The organism is Ercella succinigenes (assembly GCF_900002895.1).
The window spans coordinates 42,731-61,581 of record NZ_CDHP01000056.1 but is presented as its reverse complement, the minus strand read 5'-3'; the positions used below and the strand labels follow the sequence as shown (position 1 = coordinate 61,581).

General features: G+C 37.2%; 19 protein-coding genes. 13 read left to right on the top strand and 6 right to left on the bottom strand.

Translation table 11 applies throughout. The features are described from left to right. Window positions 1–70: 70 nt before the first annotated feature. The 5 genes from AC0KSB_RS12195 to AC0KSB_RS12175 all read left to right on the top strand — a co-directional run bounded on the left by AC0KSB_RS12195 (window position 71) and on the right by AC0KSB_RS12175 (window position 3,929). The gene (locus tag AC0KSB_RS12195; protein ID WP_472309647.1) at window positions 71–448 is read left to right on the top strand and encodes a desulfoferrodoxin; all 378 of its coding nucleotides are present in this window, start codon (window positions 71–73) and stop codon (window positions 446–448) included. A 200-nt stretch (window positions 449–648) separates the two neighbouring features. Beyond that, window positions 649–1,362 carry a TrmB family transcriptional regulator gene (locus AC0KSB_RS12190; protein WP_472309645.1) on the top strand — a complete coding sequence of 238 codons (714 nt, stop codon included), beginning with the start codon at window positions 649–651 and terminating at the stop codon, window positions 1,360–1,362. 71 nt (window positions 1,363–1,433) lie between these two features. Continuing rightward, complete coding sequence (lysA, locus tag AC0KSB_RS12185) at window positions 1,434–2,690, top strand: diaminopimelate decarboxylase (RefSeq protein WP_472309643.1); 1,257 nt, start codon at window positions 1,434–1,436, stop codon at window positions 2,688–2,690. A 39-nt stretch (window positions 2,691–2,729) separates the two neighbouring features. After that, window positions 2,730–3,227 (top strand): deoxycytidylate deaminase, encoded by a 498-nt coding sequence (locus tag AC0KSB_RS12180; protein ID WP_472309641.1) that lies wholly within the window; start codon window positions 2,730–2,732, stop codon window positions 3,225–3,227. 240 nt (window positions 3,228–3,467) lie between these two features. After that, window positions 3,468–3,929 carry a hypothetical protein gene (locus tag AC0KSB_RS12175; protein ID WP_472309639.1) on the top strand — a complete coding sequence of 154 codons (462 nt, stop codon included), beginning with the start codon at window positions 3,468–3,470 and terminating at the stop codon, window positions 3,927–3,929. 25 nt (window positions 3,930–3,954) lie between these two features. On the opposite strand, the gene AC0KSB_RS12170 is transcribed toward AC0KSB_RS12175, so the two are convergent. Both AC0KSB_RS12170 and AC0KSB_RS12165 read right to left on the bottom strand, forming a co-directional pair. Then, on the bottom strand, window positions 3,955–4,995 hold the full coding sequence (locus tag AC0KSB_RS12170; RefSeq protein WP_472309637.1) for a response regulator: 1,041 nt from the start codon (window positions 4,993–4,995) through the stop codon (window positions 3,955–3,957). Between the two features lie 12 nt (window positions 4,996–5,007). Further along, window positions 5,008–6,303: an ATP-binding protein gene (locus tag AC0KSB_RS12165; RefSeq protein WP_472309635.1), complete on the bottom strand. Its 1,296-nt coding sequence runs from the start codon at window positions 6,301–6,303 to the stop codon at window positions 5,008–5,010. A gap of 366 nt (window positions 6,304–6,669) precedes the next feature. On the opposite strand from AC0KSB_RS12165, the gene AC0KSB_RS12160 reads away from it, so the two are divergent. The 6 genes from AC0KSB_RS12160 (at window position 6,670) to purF (ending at window position 13,090) form a co-directional block, all read left to right on the top strand. Then, window positions 6,670–7,782, top strand: a complete 1,113-nt coding sequence (locus AC0KSB_RS12160) for an ABC transporter substrate-binding protein (protein ID WP_472309633.1) — start codon at window positions 6,670–6,672, stop codon at window positions 7,780–7,782. Beyond that, window positions 7,751–8,707 carry an ABC transporter permease gene (locus AC0KSB_RS12155; protein ID WP_472309631.1) on the top strand — a complete coding sequence of 319 codons (957 nt, stop codon included), beginning with the start codon at window positions 7,751–7,753 and terminating at the stop codon, window positions 8,705–8,707. The genes AC0KSB_RS12160 and AC0KSB_RS12155 overlap by 32 nt, the downstream gene beginning before the upstream one ends. Window positions 8,708–8,725: 18 nt before the next feature. Then, window positions 8,726–9,313: an ATP-binding cassette domain-containing protein gene (locus tag AC0KSB_RS12150; protein ID WP_472309629.1), complete on the top strand. Its 588-nt coding sequence runs from the start codon at window positions 8,726–8,728 to the stop codon at window positions 9,311–9,313. 730 nt (window positions 9,314–10,043) lie between these two features. Further along, the gene (locus AC0KSB_RS12145; protein WP_472309627.1) at window positions 10,044–11,276 is read left to right on the top strand and encodes a metallophosphoesterase; all 1,233 of its coding nucleotides are present in this window, start codon (window positions 10,044–10,046) and stop codon (window positions 11,274–11,276) included. 2 nt (window positions 11,277–11,278) lie between these two features. Then, window positions 11,279–11,542 carry a glutaredoxin family protein gene (locus AC0KSB_RS12140; protein ID WP_472309625.1) on the top strand — a complete coding sequence of 88 codons (264 nt, stop codon included), beginning with the start codon at window positions 11,279–11,281 and terminating at the stop codon, window positions 11,540–11,542. 159 nt (window positions 11,543–11,701) lie between these two features. Beyond that, complete coding sequence (gene purF / locus AC0KSB_RS12135; protein ID WP_472309623.1) at window positions 11,702–13,090, top strand: amidophosphoribosyltransferase; 1,389 nt, start codon at window positions 11,702–11,704, stop codon at window positions 13,088–13,090. A gap of 48 nt (window positions 13,091–13,138) precedes the next feature. Here purF and rluF read toward each other — a convergent pair whose 3' ends face one another. From rluF to AC0KSB_RS12115, 4 genes are all read right to left on the bottom strand, one after another. Further along, window positions 13,139–13,858 carry a 23S rRNA pseudouridine(2604) synthase RluF gene (gene rluF, locus AC0KSB_RS12130; protein ID WP_472309621.1) on the bottom strand — a complete coding sequence of 240 codons (720 nt, stop codon included), beginning with the start codon at window positions 13,856–13,858 and terminating at the stop codon, window positions 13,139–13,141. A gap of 47 nt (window positions 13,859–13,905) precedes the next feature. Continuing rightward, the gene (locus tag AC0KSB_RS12125; protein ID WP_472309619.1) at window positions 13,906–14,301 is read right to left on the bottom strand and encodes an adenine nucleotide alpha hydrolase family protein; all 396 of its coding nucleotides are present in this window, start codon (window positions 14,299–14,301) and stop codon (window positions 13,906–13,908) included. 135 nt (window positions 14,302–14,436) lie between these two features. Beyond that, window positions 14,437–16,224 carry a HAMP domain-containing sensor histidine kinase gene (locus tag AC0KSB_RS12120; protein WP_472309617.1) on the bottom strand — a complete coding sequence of 596 codons (1,788 nt, stop codon included), beginning with the start codon at window positions 16,222–16,224 and terminating at the stop codon, window positions 14,437–14,439. Then, complete coding sequence (locus tag AC0KSB_RS12115) at window positions 16,225–16,917, bottom strand: response regulator (RefSeq protein ID WP_472309615.1); 693 nt, start codon at window positions 16,915–16,917, stop codon at window positions 16,225–16,227. Between the two features lie 130 nt (window positions 16,918–17,047). Between AC0KSB_RS12115 and AC0KSB_RS12110 the strand changes: the two genes are divergently transcribed. Further along, window positions 17,048–17,932 (top strand): class I SAM-dependent methyltransferase, encoded by an 885-nt coding sequence (locus AC0KSB_RS12110; protein WP_472309614.1) that lies wholly within the window; start codon window positions 17,048–17,050, stop codon window positions 17,930–17,932. 54 nt (window positions 17,933–17,986) lie between these two features. Then, entirely contained in the window at window positions 17,987–18,796 is an 810-nt protein-coding gene (locus tag AC0KSB_RS12105; RefSeq protein WP_472309613.1) for an RluA family pseudouridine synthase, read from the top strand. Window positions 18,797–18,851: the final 55 nt, after the last annotated feature.

Here is an 18,851-nt window from a genome sequence, read left to right as displayed (position 1 = left end):
CTCATTCTGATATAATAGTTCACAGAGGCCGTCCGTTTTACGGACAATAATACTTTGGAGGTATACTATTATGGCATCAAAAGATTTTTATCGCTGCAGTGTATGTGGTAATCTAGTTGGAATGATTGAAGATGGTGGCGGCGAACTGGTTTGCTGTGGACAGCCCATGGATTTATTAAAAGCTAATACTTCAGATGGAGCAACAGAAAAGCATGTGCCTGTATTGACTAAAAACGGTAATACTCTAAAAGTTGAGGTAGGTAGTGTAGCACATCCAATGGTTGAAGAACATTATATTCAGTGGATTTGTCTGGTTCAGGGAAATCGTACTCAACGTGTAGCTCTTAAACCAGGTGAAGCCCCGGTTGCAGAATTTATTGTTGATGATGGCCCTATAGCTGTTTATGAGTACTGTAACCTGCATGGTCTGTGGCTTGCTGAAATGTAAGTTATCCATGTTGTTGAGTTGCAAAAAGCAAGGTAAGTAACGCTGTTGGCGTTATTAATTCCAGTTTGTTTTCAAATCTCAGAAAGTAGATTATAACTGATCTGCTTCCTGGGATTTTTTCTTGAAAATTTGACATTATTGTTATCCTTGTGTATAGTGTTCCTAAATAGAACTACTAAATAAAGCAAGGAGATTTTACTTTGCAATTAACAGATAGGCTAATGATGCTTGGTCTAAGCAGACATGAAGCTGAGATTTATGTTTTGATGCATAGAGAAGGAGCAATGACCGGATATGAGGCGGCAAAACTATCTGGCATCTCAAGATCAAATGCCTATCCGGCTTTGTCGGGTCTGGTTGAAAAGGGTGCTGCTCACAAAATAGCAGGGGATGTGCAAAAATACATTGCGGTTCCGGCAGCAGACTTTTGCCGTAACAAAAAGCGTCAGTATAATGATATTATTGACTGGATAGAATATAATATGCCACAGCAAAAATATACGGCTGAACCTTTTATAACAGTCAGCGGAGAACAAAATATTATTGATCAGATTAAAAATCTTATAAGCCAGGCTGAATTAAGGATTTATGCTGCGATGGATTCAGAGATGATACATCGTATATTGGCAGAACTTAAAAATGCAAGACAGCGTGACTTAAAGGTGGTTCTGATAACAGATGCTTTTGTATCTTTGGCTGGAGCGACAATTTATCATATGAAACGAAAGCCTGGTCAGATCAGATTAATTGTTGATTCTGAGCAGGTCATGACAGGAGAAATTGGTACCAGTAGTGAACCGGCTTGTCTTTTTTCAAAAAATCAGACCTTGGTCACACTTTTTAAGGAAGCTATGATGAACGAGATAGAGCTGATCAGATTAGGTTCGGAGCAAGTATCAAAAACAGATAATTAAATTAACAGTTTTTATCCTTTAATGAAGAACGGAAGCAATATATTATTAAAAGCAGTAGGAGAGAATAATTTATGACTAGATTTTCATTTACAAAGCAAAACAATTTTTTTGGACAGACAAATCCGGATAAACTGATTGAACAATTTGGCAGCCCATTATATGTGTATAATGAGAAGATTTTTCGTGACCGCTGCAAAGATATGCAGAGCTTGGTTCAAGGCCAGCCTTTTACCGCTAATTATTCAATAAAGGCAAACAGTAATTTTTCCCTGCTTAAAATTGCACGGGAAGAAGGATTGTATGCAGATGCTATGTCTCCTGGAGAAATCATGATTCTGGAGAAAGCAGGATTTACTTCAGACCAGATATTTTTTGTTCCTAACAATGTAGGTGCTGAAGAGCTGCAATTTGCAATTGATCGTGATATTTTAACCAGTTGCGATTCTCTTGATCAGGTAGAGCTTTTCGGACAAATTAATCCAGGCGGCAGACTTGCTGTTCGTATTAACCCCGGAGTGGGTGCCGGTCATCATGAGAAAGTTGTCACTGCCGGCAAAAAGACAAAATTTGGTATCAGCATGGATAAAATAGATGCTCTTAATGATCTGCTTGATAAATATGATCTGCATCTTGAAGGCATAAATCAGCATATTGGCTCACTTTTTATGGAGCCGGAGCCATATCTTGAAGCTGTAAGTCACTTTTTGAAGATAGCAGCACAGTTCAAAGAGTTGAAATTAATAGATTTTGGTGGTGGATTTGGTATTCCTTATCAGAAATTGGATGGACAGGAAAGACTTGACCTTGATCGTTTGGGTCGTGAACTGTCAGCAATGATCAATTCCTTTGCTGCTGAATACTCTCAAGAGATTTTGTTCAAAACTGAACCTGGAAGATATATATCAGCTGAATGTGGAGTTCTTTTGGGTAAGGTAAACGCTCTTAAAGAAAATGGCGGCACGCAGTATGCGGGAACAGATATCGGGTTTAATGTTATTGCACGTCCTGTAATGTATGATTCATGGCATGATATTGAAGTATATAGAGAAGGTCAGGTTGTTTTGGAAGAGAATACGAAAGCACAGACTATTGTGGGTAATATTTGTGAAAGCGGTGATATTCTGGCAAAAGATCGTCAGCTGCCTGAAATAGCACGCGGTGATGTTATTGCTGTATTAGATGCCGGTGCCTATGGATATGCTATGAGTTCAAATTACAATTACAGATTACGTCCGGCAGAAGTGCTTATTGATATTGAAGGGAATCCGAAACTTATTAGAAGACGTGACACTTACGAGGATTTATTTAGACAGTTTGATCTGATATAATTTCCCTTATTGGCAAAACAATATCAGGAGGGAAGCATCATGGCAAAAAGAGCAGATTATATCAGTTGGGATGAATACTTTATGGGAATTGCCTTACTGGCGGCAAAACGAAGCAAGGATCCTAATACTCAGGTAGGAGCCTGTATAGTCAGCCAGCAAAATAAGATAATTTCTGTAGGTTATAACGGTATGCCGATAGGCTGCAGTGATGATGAATTCCCCTGGGAGAGAGAAGGAGATTCTCTTGATACAAAATATCCATATGTTTGTCATGCTGAGCTAAATGCTATTTTGAATAATATCGGCTTTAGTCTGATAGACTGTAAAATATATGTTCCTCTTTTCCCTTGCAATGAATGTAGTAAAGCTATAATTCAGTCAGGGATAAGAGAAGTAATCTATATTTCAGATAAATATGCACAAACCGATCCGGTAAAAGCTTCAAAAAGAATGATGGATCATGCTGGTGTAAAGTACAGGCAATTGGGAACAGATCTGGAAGAACTCAACTTGTCTTATCGAGCAGAAGATATTTAACAAAAATCATAAACTGAATTTTAATTGACTGTGGCAGCCTGCTAATTTTTTAGCAGGCTGCTTTTTTAGAATATACTCACATAAACAGGATGAAATTTATTTTGAAAGCCATTCTTGTATTGACAATAAAAGCAGATTTTGTTATTATTTCAATTAAAGAACAAATGTTCTGTTTTGCAAAAACATATACAAATAGAATACAAGTGAGTAGAAGCAATAGGAAAGGATAGGATGATAGTTATGCCGATAGTAAATATATTTTTCTGGTTATCGATGCTCTTAACGGGAATAGCAGGTGGAATGATTTATATATATATACAAAAAGCGGAATACGATGCAAGAAGGCAGCTTTATTATCTGGCAGTAAATATGTCAGGTTTCGGCGCTGGTAAAAAAACATATAGAAATAATGATCTGTTTTTTCAAAATAATAGACAAAAAGGTACAGAATACGGTTTTCACAATTATCTTAAGTCCAATTATCAAGGTCAAAAATACAAAAGGACTAATTTAGAAAAAACAAATCAGACCGGAAAAGCAAAATATGTGGTTAAATGTTCTGTAAATTCTAATTATGTCGTTTTCAACAACAAAGAACATATGTTCAGAAGAGTGAGCATCTTCACTACATTGCCTTCAAAAAAGAGAAAGCAAACTGCTCTTAATATAAAAAATACTTATAAATCTGCTTATTCGGCATAAGCTTGAAAATACTAAAACTAAATTTCTATCGATTTGAAAAAACAATCGCAATATTATTGTCTATCTGCATAGTATTAAATTCAATTTGTACCATGGACATAGCCGTTGTAATTACCTCATTTATAAAATCCAACTTTATATCAAACAGGCTGGTTTCTTCGGTTTTTTCTTCTTCGTTTTGAGTAGATGGTCTGCGAAAAATGATAGACATTGAAATTTGATTTTCATCTTTCAATGATATTTTCGCAGCTTGAGCAGAGTCTTTTAATTCTTCCTTAAAAATGAGTTTGATTGAACGGATTGCTGCTTCTATAAGTTTGATATTAAGAGGAACTTTGGCAGTTGTTGTGTTGTTTTCTATTTCCAGCTTGGCATTGGGAAAATATGCATTCATATATATTGAAAATGTCTCACCAAGTTCAGAAGAGTTATATTCTTTCTTTTCATTAACGACAGCTTTGCCAAAAGCATCAAATAGAGAATCCTCAATAGAAAAAAAGTTTTCATATTTAATTCTTTGCTCAATATCAAGTTTTTTTTCATAGCCATAGATAGCTTTTCCGATCATACATAAGAGTTCGGTACTATTTTTTGCATGAGCAACTACATCGTCCACTTTTTTTAACATATTTTGATAAACTAAATTCTGTGCTTCAAGGGTCTTTTTGTTTTTTTCATTTTCTTCCTGGAGAATATAATAATCCAAGGCTTTCTGCACTATGAGAATGAAATCATCAAGATCCCATGGTTTAGTAATAAATTTAAAAATATCTATCTGATTTATTGTTGCTAAAACTTGTTGAATCTGAGTATATCCGGAAAGTACAATTTTAACAGTTTTAGGCCATAGATCAGAGACCTGTTTAAGCAGTGCCAATCCTGTCATTTCTGGCATTCTCATGTCTGAAACTATTACATGAACAGGTTTTTTTGCCATTAACTCCAAAGCTTCTTTGCCACTTCCCACAAAATAGCAGGCAAACTCCTCGTCTATGAGCCCTCTTCGAAGAGAGCTTAGTATATTAATTTCATCATCCACAAAAAGCACAGAATATTTTTCGTACATAGCATAGTCTCCTTAATGATTTTCTAGGTTGATTATATTTGGTAATTGTATTGTAAATGTCGTTCCTTTTCCAACTTCACTATCGACTGATAGGAGTCCTTTATGGATTGTAGTTACTATATCATAAGAGATACTTAAGCCAAGGCCTGTACCTTGTCCGATCTCTTTTGTAGTAAAAAACGGATCGAATATTTTAGTTAGATTTTCTGGTAAAATACCGGGACCATTATCCGCGACATATATATTGACATAATCATCGTCACTATTGGCTGAAATAGATATACAACCTTTTTCAGATCTTTCTTGTGATTTGATTGCTTCTGCTGCGTTGGCAATAATATTGATCAGAACTTGTCCTAATTGAAGTCGGTTGCAATAAACATTTAAGTCTTCCGGAACATCGATTTTGATCTCAGAAACGTATTTGACTTTATTGTTCATAATGATTAAAACTTGATTTATGATATAAGGGACACTATAAAATTCTTTTTCATCTTCATCTGTTTCTCGTGCGAAACTTCTGATTGCCTTTACGATTTCAGTTACTCTTTGTACACCATTCTTAGACTCAGCCAATAATCCAGGCAGTTCAGTCTGAATTATATCTATTTTTTGCCTTTCATATTCAATTCTTATTTCTTCAGCAATTTTGGCGGCAGATTCACTATCATTTTCTAGTTCATGCAATTTGTCATCAGTTTTTTTGATAAATTCAGATATTTTTTTGAAATATTTATTTAAAACTTCAAAATTATTGCTGATAAAACCCATAGGATTATTTATTTCATGTGCGATACCGGCAGACATTTGACCAATAGCTGCCATTTTTTCAGATTGGATAAGGTGGAATTTTGTTTCTTTAAGTTTTTGATTTGTGTCTTCTAATTCTTTGTTTTTTTGCTGAGTGAGCATAATCATATCTTTTGCATCTTTGGCACTTTGAGCTAATCTAATTGCAACTTTGATGCGGGCATTGAATTCTATGAGATTAATTGGTTTTTGAATATAATCATGCGCGCCTAATTCAAAACCAAGTCTGAAGCTTTCATTATCAGATAATGAAGTAAGTATTATGATGTGAATATCCTCATGTTCGCTGCCTTTTATTATTTTTAAAATATCAAAACCGCTTAATTTGGGCATAACAAGATCTAAAAGCAATATATCTATCTTGTTTTGCTGAAGAATACTCTCGACATTTTCAGGTTTTTCACATTTTATAATTTCTGATATTTCCGGGAATGCTTTTAGGTATTCTTCGACTACCATTAAAATTAATATGCTATCGTCAACGATAAGAACCTTCATAATACCTCCAAACTGCAAACAATTTTGTGTAAAAAAGGTTTATATTAAGTTCTGAAAAAAGCTGAAAGCTTAAATAAAAGCTTTGTTAATAGTTTACATTTATTATATATTTTTTGCTAGTAGTGATATGTTGAAATTATGCATATTCTAGAATTTTGCTTCTTTGTTAGAAACAGGAATAACAGAACAAAGATAATTAAAAAATTTTTTTTGCAGTAATTTTTTTGTGTAACTTAGGTGATTGACTATTTTGTTAAAATAATCTAACTTTATTTGCGAAGAGAACGATATTGTTTTCTTCACAATTTTGACATCTTGCCCTGCGATCGGACAAGTCATGTGAAGGATGGAAGGTGAAATAATAAAATGTTTAAATCAGTTAAAAATTTAAGAAGCATTATAATTACAGTGTTATCTTTGGTAATTGTAATAGCTATGATAGCTGGTTGCAGCTCAGGACAGACAGTTACTGAAACAACTGCAAGTGATTCAGCTGCAGAAACAACTACCGCTGATACATCGGCAGAAACAACACAGGAGGAAACCCAGGAAACAACTGAACCGGTTGAGATGCCTGAGGTTATAAGAGTAGCTGGACTTAATGGCCCAACCGGAATGGGAATGGCAAGTATGGTTGAGGAGTCCGAGAACGGTAACCTTGATCTTAATTATGAATTCAGTTTTGCCGGAGCTCCTGATGAACTTACAGCTAAAATAATCAGTGGACAGCTCGACATAGCTGCGTTGCCTACTAATCTTGCTGCTGTATTGTATCAAAAAACTGAGCAGGAAATACAGTTGCTGGCACTAAATACACTGGGCGTTTTATATGTTCTTGAGTCTGGTGATTCTGTACAGACTTTTACAGATCTTGCCGATAAAGAAATATTTGCTACAGGTCAGGGAGCCGTCCCTGAATATGTTCTTTCCAAATTGCTGGCTGATTATGAGATTGCCGATACTACAACCGTGACTTTCAAAACAGAGCATACTGAATTGGCTACTCTTGCCATATCAGGACAGGCAGATCTTGTTATGCTTCCAGAACCTTTTGTGACTAATGTTTTGGGAAAAAGAGAAGATATGCGTATAGCTCTTGACATGACTCAGGTTTGGCAGGAAAATCAGGAGAGACAAAACAAAGAGGGAAACCTTGCAATGGGATGTCTTGTTGTAAGTAAGTCTTTTGCAGATCAGTATCCTGAAGCTGTTGAGCAATTTTTAGCTGATTATAAAAATTCAACAGATTTTACAAATGCTAATCCTGAGGCTGCAGGTGAATTGATTGCTAAACATGGCATAATGGCTGACGCTGATCTTGCTGCAAAGGCAATTCCTAATTGTTATATTACAATGATTTCGGGGGGAGCTATGAAACCTATGCTGGAGCCTTTGTTTGAAGCCTTGCTGGAAGCTAATCCACAGGCTGTTGGCGGCGCGATACCAGATGCCGGTTTCTATTATGGAGCAAATGAATAAAAATTCAGATTTAAAAGCTGAAATAGATTTAACTCAAAATATAATTAGAAATAAAAATGATCAGGATCATGTAAATAATCCGAATGATCAAAAAGGTCGCATTAGAAAGTGCGCAGGAAAGATCCTGCGCTTCTTTCTTGTTTTTGCGTTTTGGATCATTATATGGCAAATAACATATGTTATTATTGGCCGGGATATTGTCTTTTCATCACCTGCGCAGGTAGCTTTAAGATTGAGATTTCTATTTGTTGAGAAAAGCTTTTGGATATCAACATTAAGTTCTTTGGCAAGGATAGGTACCGGTTTTCTAATAGGTCTGGGCAGTGGCATTGTATTAGCAATTCTATCGGTTAACAGCAAGTTTTTTGACTATTTATTCAAACCCTTACTCAGTATGATACGAGCTACACCTGTATCCTCTTTCATAATTCTTGCTTTGATTTGGATGAGCAGTGTAAGAGTTGTAATATTTATTGTTTTTCTGATGGTAATGCCGATAGTTTGGGCAAATCTCACTGAAGGTATTAAAAAGACTGATCTGCAATTACTTGAGATGGCAAAACTTTTTAAATTAGGTACTGTCAAAAAAATAAGATTGATATATATTCCGTCTATTTCTCCTTTTCTGATCAGTGCTGCCACTACAGGTTTAGGTCTGGGCTGGAAAGCCGGTATTGCTGCAGAGGTTTTAAGTACACCACCATTTTCTCTAGGTAAATCCCTATACGAGGCAAAAATATATTTAGAAACACAAGACCTGTTTGCTTATACGGCAGTAATAATAATATTAAGTATGATATTGGAAAAAGTTCTAATTAAAAGTCTTAGACTGCTGCAGGATTTTATTAGCCATCAAGGTCGTATTTACAGAAGGTATTCAAGAAATTTGCTTAGCAGAAGAAGCCTGAAAAAACCACCATATTAACAAGGAGCATTCGTAAAAATGATTTTTTTAGATCAGATATACAAAAAATATGGTTCGCTGGAAGTCCTTAAGGATTTTTCTCTTAAATTACCTGATAAAGGCATTATAGGCTTTTCTGGACCTTCTGGCTGTGGTAAAACAACTATGATTAAGATTTTGGCGGGATTGGAACAAGCAGACCGCGGTGAAATAAAGGGAATAGATGATTTAAGAATTTCTATGGTTTTTCAGGAAGATAGATTATTGCCGTGGATGAATGTAATCGCAAATCTTATGGCAGTACAGCCGGAAGCAGCCGTCATAAGATACTATCTTGAGTGCATGCAGCTTACTGAGCAGGCATATTCTTTCCCTTCTGAATTGAGTGGAGGTATGCAAAGAAGAGTTTCGCTGGCCAGATCATTAGCATATGGTGGAGATGTTTTTCTGCTTGATGAGCCATTTAAAGGATTGGATAGCGGACTAAAAAATAAAATATTCCCTCATATTAAAGATTTGGCAAAAGAAAGCCTTGTAATTTTAGTAAGTCATGAAACTGATGATTTAAAACTGCTTTCGGATCAGATCATGTTTTTTTCAGGAACCCCCTTAACAAAAGAAAATTAATAAAAGAAGAGGATGCTTCATTATCTGAAACATCCCCGAATTATCTATCATTCATTTGAGACCGATCTTACTATGCTTCCAGCATTCTCTTATGTTCTGGTAACATAAGTATAATTAGATAAAAGCCAATATTCGGTTTTTAGAATTTCCTGGTGGTTCTTGATCTATAACTGCGTTCAAAGCTCCTTTCGCAATGTTTCTGTTTCCAGAAAAGGCGTATGTTTCTTCGATTTCAGTTTTTTAATCATGTTTCCTTTGCCAATAATTCTGATTATCTTTTAACGTGGTCATCGTCCACGGTCTGCTGGAAGACTTCTGTCGGCTCTCGAATGACTTGGCTTTATTATAAGCTATAGTCAACTTAAAATCACTACTATTGTGTTACAATTTTATGAAATTGAGTCCGAAAAATTGACGAAAAGAATTGTGCAATTATGAATTGAAAAAATAGTTAAAACGTTTATTGATTTGTGTATTGTTTTCGTAACCTCAGGCTCGCAAAAAAATTTGGAGTTTTGTTATATTATTTCTCATGGGATATTAATATACATGTTCTTATTTTCTTCTTTTGTTGTATTACTGCTCGCAAAATCGTTATTAAGTTTTTTCTTTTAGGCTTAATAGTTAAGCTGTTCACAATTTATTTTCAGAATAATCACAATCCAATATTTATATCCATTTAGAATGACAATGTTGGTCTTTTTATTTGTCCGGAGGTATCGATTTATAGATGTTAAAAAATAATGTTAAGATGACGACTCATGTTCGCAATATTCGAGAAAATGTTTTTACAGACAAAAAAGTAAGAAATCACCTGATCGGCATGATGCTGATCGTCGTAATATATTCTCTAATGCATGTTTATTTAGGTGTAAGAGGTTGGCAGGCTTTTGAAACTGTTTTTAACAGACCTCTGTACGTTTCAGGTATAGTTTTCCTGGGCTTGTTATATCCGGCGGCTTTTATTACTCTGGATCAGGGCAGGGAATCAAGACCTTTGTCAAAAGCGATCGCTTATCTTGGATATTACTGGGCTGCTTTCTTTTTGTATTCTGTTTTAACCATAGGCAGCATTGATTTGCTGAGATTAATTAACAATATTAGTCAAAGACGCTTAGAAAGACTTTTACCTGAAGGTTTTCCTGTTAATCTTCCTGCTGCGGGATATACTGTTATGTTTTTTGTTATTATTTTGCTGGCTGTAGGTACAGTGATGGCAAGATTTCCCAGAATTCGCAAATATCCCATTATGATATCCAAGACGATGCAATTAGAGCGTCCTCTCAGAGTAGCTGTGCTTTCTGATATACATTATGGAAGTCTGGTTAGTTCGGCAGATTTGAATCTGATGAGCAAGCAGGTTAATAGTCTTAATCCTGATATTATTCTTTTGGCCGGAGATATTATTGACAATTCTCTGAATCTGATTGAAAAAACTCCATTTGTTGAACAAATTGGTCAGCTTAAAGCCAGGTATGGCGTCTTTGGTGTGCTTGGCAATCATGAGTATGCTAATGCAGATCCTGATGAAACTATAAAGCTCTTCGAAAAAGCAGGCATAAAAATGCTTAAAGACCAGTCAATTCTAATTAATGATAGTTTTTATCTTGCTGGTAGAAATGAAAAGCGATCAGAGTTTTCAGGCTTGCTTGGTCAAAAGAATCCACATGAGCTTATAGATGAATTAAATCATGATTTACCAATAATACTGATGCAGCATCAGCCTAATGATTTACCTTTGATTGATCTTGCCGGAGCTGATGTTTCGGTTGCCGGGCATACCCACCGTGGACAGTTATTTCCGCTTAATCTCTTAAGCAGGAAAAAGTTTGCTCATAGTTTTGGTTATCATAGAGTTGGCAATCTGCAGACCGTAGTTTCTTCCGGTTATGGTACCTGGGGACCGCCGATCAGACTTGGCAGCAGATCAGAGATTGTTCTGCTTGAAATCGAAGGGAAATAAATATGAAACCATTATTGATGTTTGAGCTTAAATATTGTGGTTATTGCCGCAGGGTCAGGAAATATCTTGAGGAAATTTTTGAAGAAAAACCTCACTATAAACAGATTCCTCTGGAAATTGTCGATGAAGCAAAAAATCCGGAAATGTCAAAACAGTATGATTATTATTATGTTCCCACTTTTTTTATAGACGGCATCAAAGCTCATGAAGGTGCGATGACAAAAAAAGATGTTGAAGATGTACTTGAGCAAGCCTTTAACAGTTGATTTTTAATAGCTCTTGAATCGTCTGGATACATTTATTCCTCATTTTTTTCTCTAAATTTGTGCACTGTTAATTATTGACAGGACACTATGTCAGTTTTATACTTTTTGTGTTAAGGCGGAGGGTGGATCTCGACTGGCCGAGGACATCTCCATGCTTTTATGCAGGAGGGTAGTCATTTGTTACAAGAAGAATGTGGTGTTTTTGGCGTTTTTGGAACGCCTGGTACTGAAGCTGCGAGAATTAGCTATTATGGTCTTTTTGCTTTGCAGCACAGAGGACAGGAAAGCTGTGGTATTGCAGTAAACAATGATGGACAGGTTTCTGTCTACAAAGACATGGGTCTTGTACCCGAGGTTTTCAGTCCTGAAGTATTGACGGGTCTGCCTGGGAAAGCAGCAATAGGCCATGTGAGATATTCTACAACAGGGCAAAGTATTCGCGAGAATGCTCAGCCTCTCTTAACCAGATATAGCAAGGGCACAATGGCTCTTGCCCATAATGGTAATTTATCAAACACAAATCAGCTGCGCACTGCTCTGGAAGACCAGGGTGCTATGTTTCAAACAACTATTGATTCAGAAATAATTGCTTATTTGATAGCTCGGTACCGGGCTCAGACTAATAGTGTTGAAGAAGCTATAAGCCTGGCAATGGACAGTCTGGAAGGATCATATTGCCTTTTGGTTCTTAGCAAAGGTAAAATGCTGGCTGCACGTGATCCTCTTGGTTTTAGACCTTTGTGTATTGGGCGTCTAGGTGATGCTTATGTTTTTGCTTCGGAATCATGTGCACTTGATGCGGTAGGTGCCGTTTTTTTACGTGATGTAGAGCCGGGAGAGATTGTCATAGCAGACCGGCATGGTCTGCGTTCTCTTAAGACGAAATGTCGTCAGGTAAATCACAAATGTATTTTTGAATATATATATTTTGCCAGATCAGATAGCAATATTGACGGTATAAGTGTTTATCAATCAAGGCTGGAAGCTGGCAGATTATTAGCAAGGCAATATCCCGTAGATGCTGATCTTGTCCTGGGTGTTCCTGATTCTGGTCTTGATGCCGCTATGGGCTATAGTGAGGAGTCCGGCATTCCGCTGGGAAAAGGTTTTGTAAAAAATAATTATGTGGGTAGAACATTTATAAAGCCTTCACAAGATGAAAGAGAAAATGCTGTTCGTATCAAGCTTAATCCTGTACGAAGCTGTGTTAGTGGCAAAACAGTCGTTATGGTTGATGATTCAATTGTCAGAGGTACTACAAGTGCCAGAATAGTTCAACAGCTTAAACAGGCAGGCGCAAAAGAGGTACATGTAAGAATAAGTGCACCTCCATTTATGTGGCCATGCTATTATGGTACCGATATTCCATCTATAGAAGAGCTGACAGCTCGTAAGCACAGCATTGATGAGATTTGTAAATTGATCCATGCTGATTCATTAGGATATCTTAAACTGGAAAGTTTAGGACAGATGATACAAGATGACGGTCATAATTTCTGTGACGCTTGCTTTAGCGGGGACTATCCTGCATTGAACATAGCTGATTAATTATACATAGATCAGCTATGTTCAGACTTGATTAAACTTTACAATTGATTAACCTTTACTGTGATCAGTTAATCTTTTCAATTCTTTAATCTCCTTGGCAGTCAGATAGCGCCATTGGCCTTTAGGTAGATTGCCCAGAGTAATGTGCATTATCCTGACTCTGATTAATCTTGTAACATTATAGCCGCAGTATTCGCACATTCTGCGAATCTGGCGGTTTAATCCCTGAGTAAGTGTGATTTTAAAAGTTTTGCCGTTTTGCTGTTTTATTTTACACGGTTTTGTGACCGTATCGAGAATAGGTACTCCTGAAGACATTTGCTTTATAAATTCTTCAGTTATATCCTTATCAACTGTCACAATATATTCTTTTTCATGATTATTACCGGCACGAAGAATTTTGTTTACTATATTGCCGTCATTGGTCATAAAAATCAGGCCTTCTGAATCGCGATCCAGCCTGCCTATAGGGAAAATTCTTTTTGGATAATTGATCCAGGTTACTATATTATCACGTCTTCTTTCGTCTGTTGTACAAGTAATACCGGTTGGCTTATGAACAGCCAGATAAACAAGATCATCGTCTGGCAAAATTGGTTCGCCATCAATTTTAACAATATCTGTATCGCTTACCCTGACACCAAGTCCAACCGGTTCATCATTAATTGTTACCCTGCCGTCTGCAATAACCTGATCTGCCTCACGGCGACTGCAGTAGCCACTATCGGCTATATATTTGTTAAGTCTTACTGTTATATTTTCCGTCACCTGATATCCCTCAAAATCTTCATACAAGAAATTATCCGCACATTATATCAGGCAGTGTGCAGTGATGGCAACTTTTGCAAAGTTCCATCATGATCAACTGTGATAACAGGAGTTTGCGGGAATTTATCCTCCAACTCAGAAATAAATACACTATGTCCCGGTTGAGGCGGTGTACCTACTATCACAAAATTAACTTTGTTTTTCCTGATATAGTCTGCAGTGGCTTCCACAGGATGATCGTTAAATATAACTATCATTTCTGCATCAAGCTTTTTAGAAAGATTAAATAAATATTCGACTTCCTCACTTGCAAGCCAGTTGGCTGCTTTTTTCGGTTGTACACAAATTACTTTTAAAGGAATATTTTTGATATCTGCCAAACGTCTTCCGGCATATATAAGGCGACTGCATGTTTCCTGATCTGTTACACAAACTAAAACCATGATGAGCATCCTTTCAATAAAAAAACTGGTTAATTTGTCACAACTATATTTTACGATCTATTTATGAATCGTCTGTGTACAGGCCGTGACAAACAGAGTTCAAAATTGTGTATCATTTGTTTTTTTTGCCGGACTTTATTTTTTTCGATCCAGAGTAAAGAAAAATTCCGCACCCTGATTCAGCTGGCTTTTTACCCAGATTAGCTGGCCGTGTCCATTTAATATCTCCTTGGCAATTGCTAATCCCAGACCTGTCCCTGGCTGGCCATGTGCTTTATCCGCCTTGTAAAAGCGTTCAAAGACATGTTCAATATCTTCTGGAGCAATACCGGGACCGCTGTCTTTTACAGAAATTATTACTTTATACTCATCCCACTGTGTCTTGATTTCTATCAGACCGTTTTCCTGAGTATATTTCATCGCATTATCCAGCAAAATTACCAACACCTGTTCAATCCTTTCGGGCTGCCCCAGTGCATCCGGACAATTGTCTACATTAGAATCAAGTTTGAGATCCATACCCAGATCTTCAGCTCTGTTTTTATACTTCATAACAAGGTCAGACAATAGATCTTTAGGTTTAATAGTTGTTATTTCCAGATCTATAGTTCCTGCCTGCAACCTTGATAAATCAAGCATATCATTGATAAGACGGGATAATCTGATTGTTTCCTTTAAAAGGATTTGATAATATCTTTGCCGATCTGAATCTGATTTAACCATTCCTTCATTCAGAGGTTCAATCAGTGCCCTCATAGCCGTAAGAGGAGAGCGAAGTTCATGCGAAATATTAGCAACATAATCACGTCTTGTCTGCTCTAGTCTCTCACTTTCGGTTATATCGCGGAAAAGAGCAACAGCTCCGCAGACAATACCATTTGATTCTTCTATAGGGGCAATCTGACAAGCTATCAGTTTATGATCTGCTTTAATATTAATTGTTTTAATTTTTCTTTCTTCAATCACTTCCATAATACTTGATTTTAAATTATCAATTGACATAATATCTTCAATTGTCGCAGGCTGATGTCTTTTATCCAGTCCCAGAAGAAACCAAAGCATGTGATTTGTTAATGTGATCTGCGCATTTTTGTCCGTCGCCAGAATTCCTTCTGCCATACCGTCAATAATCTGCCTAAGTCTGTTTCTTTCCGTTGTTAATGCGGAGATAGTTGCAGCAAGTTCATCTGCAAGATGATTCATGGTTGAAGCCAGTTCGCCGATCTCGCCATGCTGCCGGATATTTGCTCTGACATTAAAATTACCTTTAGCCATGGCAAGAGCAACATCTCTGGTCTGCTTAAGCGGCTTTATCAGTCTGGCTGCCGCAAGATAAAGAGGCAGGAGCATCAAAAGAAAAACTGTTATAGAAGCTGTAATGAGTGCCAGATTCATACTCTTGAAACCTGCATCAAGTTCCGACATTGGTTTGACAAAATAAAGAGCGCCTATTATTCCTGTTTGATTACCGAATCTGAAAGTAATAGGAACACCAATGAACAGCATTTCTTCACGCGTGTTTCTTAAACTGCGTGTAAACCAGACAGATTCATTTTCGCCGTCAAAAAGAGAAGAAGAGCTTTCTACAATATATGTCTGAATTTCATCAGGATCTATTCTGCCGTCTTCCGGCATACTGCTTGCATGAACCTCCATATTTACTCCGTCAACGACAAAAGTCCAGGCATCAAAAAGATCATAAGATGACTGGACAAGAGAGTTAAAATAAGGATCTCCCTGCAAAAAGCTGTTACCGGCAAGTGCTGCCAGTGATTGAGCCTTAGGTTTGAGCTCAGAAACTTTTATCTGAGTAAAAATAGGGCGTGAACTATAATTATAAAAGGCCGCCGTTAGAAGCGTCCAAAGCATAAGCGCAAGCAACAGCATTGCCAGAAGTCTGCGAAAAAAAATACTTTGATGCATTTATTTGGTTACCTCAAATTTATAACCTACTCCGTAAACTGTTATCAGACCGAATTTAGCACCATCATAAACAATTTTTTGTCTGATTCTTTTGATATGAGTGTCTACTGTTCTGGTATCACCAAAATAATCGTATCCCCAGACTTGTGACAGGATTTGTTCACGATCCATTACCTGTCCCGGATGAGAAGCTAGTAAATGAAGTATTTCTACTTCCTTCGGGGTACAGGCGATAATCTCATCACGAACCTTTACCTGATAATTATCAAGGTTTATTTCCAGACCTTCAAAGCGAAGTATGGAATTACTTTCCTGCACATGATCTGCCAGTCTGCGTAATACAGCTTTGATACGGGCAATTACTTCGCGGGGACTGAATGGCTTTACGATATAATCATCTGCTCCCAGCTCTAAACCTAATACACGGTCGATTTCCTCACCCTTGGCTGTTAACATTATAATCGGTACATTACTGAATTTGCGAATTTCACGACATACTTCAGTGCCTGTCTTTTTTGGCATCATCAGATCAAGGATAATCAAATCAGGCATATTAGCTCTGACCTGCTCTATGGCCTGATCACCATCAAAAGCCGATCTGTGATCATATCTTTCTGCATCTAAATAAAGACCCAGCGATTCGTGTATAACCGGATCATCATCACATATAAGTATTTGAACTGTTTTTGGCATTTTTAACACCTCCATATATATTATAGCCGAAAAATTAATCAATGTATGACATGATCACAATTGTTCGAAATATGTTAAACAACATGATATAATCAGGCAGTAATTTCAGATAGTAGAAATGAGGATATATATGCTGATAGCAGATAAATGGCAGGATTTTGAACTTATTGATGCCGGTGATGGTGAAAAATTGGAAAGATGGGGCAATTATGTCTTAAGGCGTCCCGATCCTCAGGCTATCTGGCCCAAGGAAAACTGGCCAAGACCAGATGCACATTATCATAGAAGTAAAAGCGGTGGCGGACAGTGGCAGACTTTTAATAAATTACCTGCACAATGGACTGTAAAATATCCGGCAGGTGATAATTTACCTTCCGATCTTGTTTTTAAGGTAGAACCTACGGGATTTAAACATACAGGTTTATTTCCTGAGCAGGCTGTAAACTGGGAATTTTTCGGACAGAAAATAAAAGAAGCAAAATCTCAGGGCAGAGAGTTTAAAGTTTTGAATCTTTTTGCCTATACCGGTGCTGCTACTGTCGCCTGTGCAGCAGCAGGCGCTGATGAGATTGTGCATCTGGATGCTTCAAAAGGTATGAATGCCAAAGCCAGAGAGAACCTGGCCGCATCAGGTCTGGAAGATAAATATGTGCGCTTTTTTACTGATGATGTTTCCAAATTTGTGGAAAGAGAAATCAGAAGAGGGCGTAAATACGATGGTATAATCATGGATCCTCCATCTTATGGAAGAGGACCTTCAGGTGAATTGTGGAAAATAGAAGAAGCTTTATATGATCTTGTGCAAAGATGTGCTTTGCTTTTGGGATCACAAGCCTCCTTTTTTGTAATAAATTCTTATACTACAGGTTTGGCACCAACTGTTCTGGCCAATATTCTGGGACTGACAATATGCCCTTTGCTTGGAGGAAGTGCAGCAGCTCAGGAGATTGGTCTGCCGGCAACTGCCCGTAGCCTGGTTTTACCATGTGGGTGTACTGCACGCTGGCAGCCTTGATTGTCGGGATTGTGATATTTTGATTGCAAATTGTTTATGTGAGGAGACCTTACGATGAGCGATCGCTACTTGGGGGATAAGAGCGAAGCTTCCTTTTATGAATATCAGGGATATTTGATTAGGATTATATATGAAGATAATCATCTTATTGGCGCTGTAAAACCGGCGGGAATGCTTTCCCAGGCGGATGGTTCAGATACTCCCGATATTCTGACTGCTTTGAAAAGCTATATCAGAGAAAAATATCAAAAACCTGGTGAAGTTTGGCTGGGGCTTGTCCACCGGCTTGATCAGCCTGTTTCCGGAGTGATGATTTTTGCCAGAACCTCTAAGGCTGCTTCAAGACTTTCGGAACAGGTTCGTAACCGCAAAATCGGCAAAAAATATCTTGCAGTTGTTCAAGGTGATAATATACCTGAATCAGGTTTTTGCCGTGATTATCTCTGGAAAAATGAAAAAACAGGCAAGGTTTTTGTTGTAAGTCAGAATTCTAAAGATTTCAGTAAAGCTAAAGCTGCTGATCTCGAGTATTGCTTGCTGGCAAAAATTAGGATTAAGCAGCAGAATATAAATCTTCTTTCAATAAAACTTGGCAGTGGCAGAGGTCATCAGATAAGAGTTCAGCTATCTCATAGAGGCTGGCCGATATTAGGTGATGGACGTTATGGCGGCTTAGCTGATTTTATCACTAAAACCACGGACAAAGATGGAAAAGTTCATACAGATCTTGCTTTGTTTTCCTATGAACTATCATTTTCACACCCAACACAAAAAGAGATAATTATATTATCTGCTTTGCCTGCGGAAAATCTTCCCTGGAACATGTTTGATCAATCGCTTGATACAATCTTAAACAAATCTTAAGAATTTCGGTAAAACATTTTAAAACATTTTAGTGCATAATAAATCCGGAGGGTTG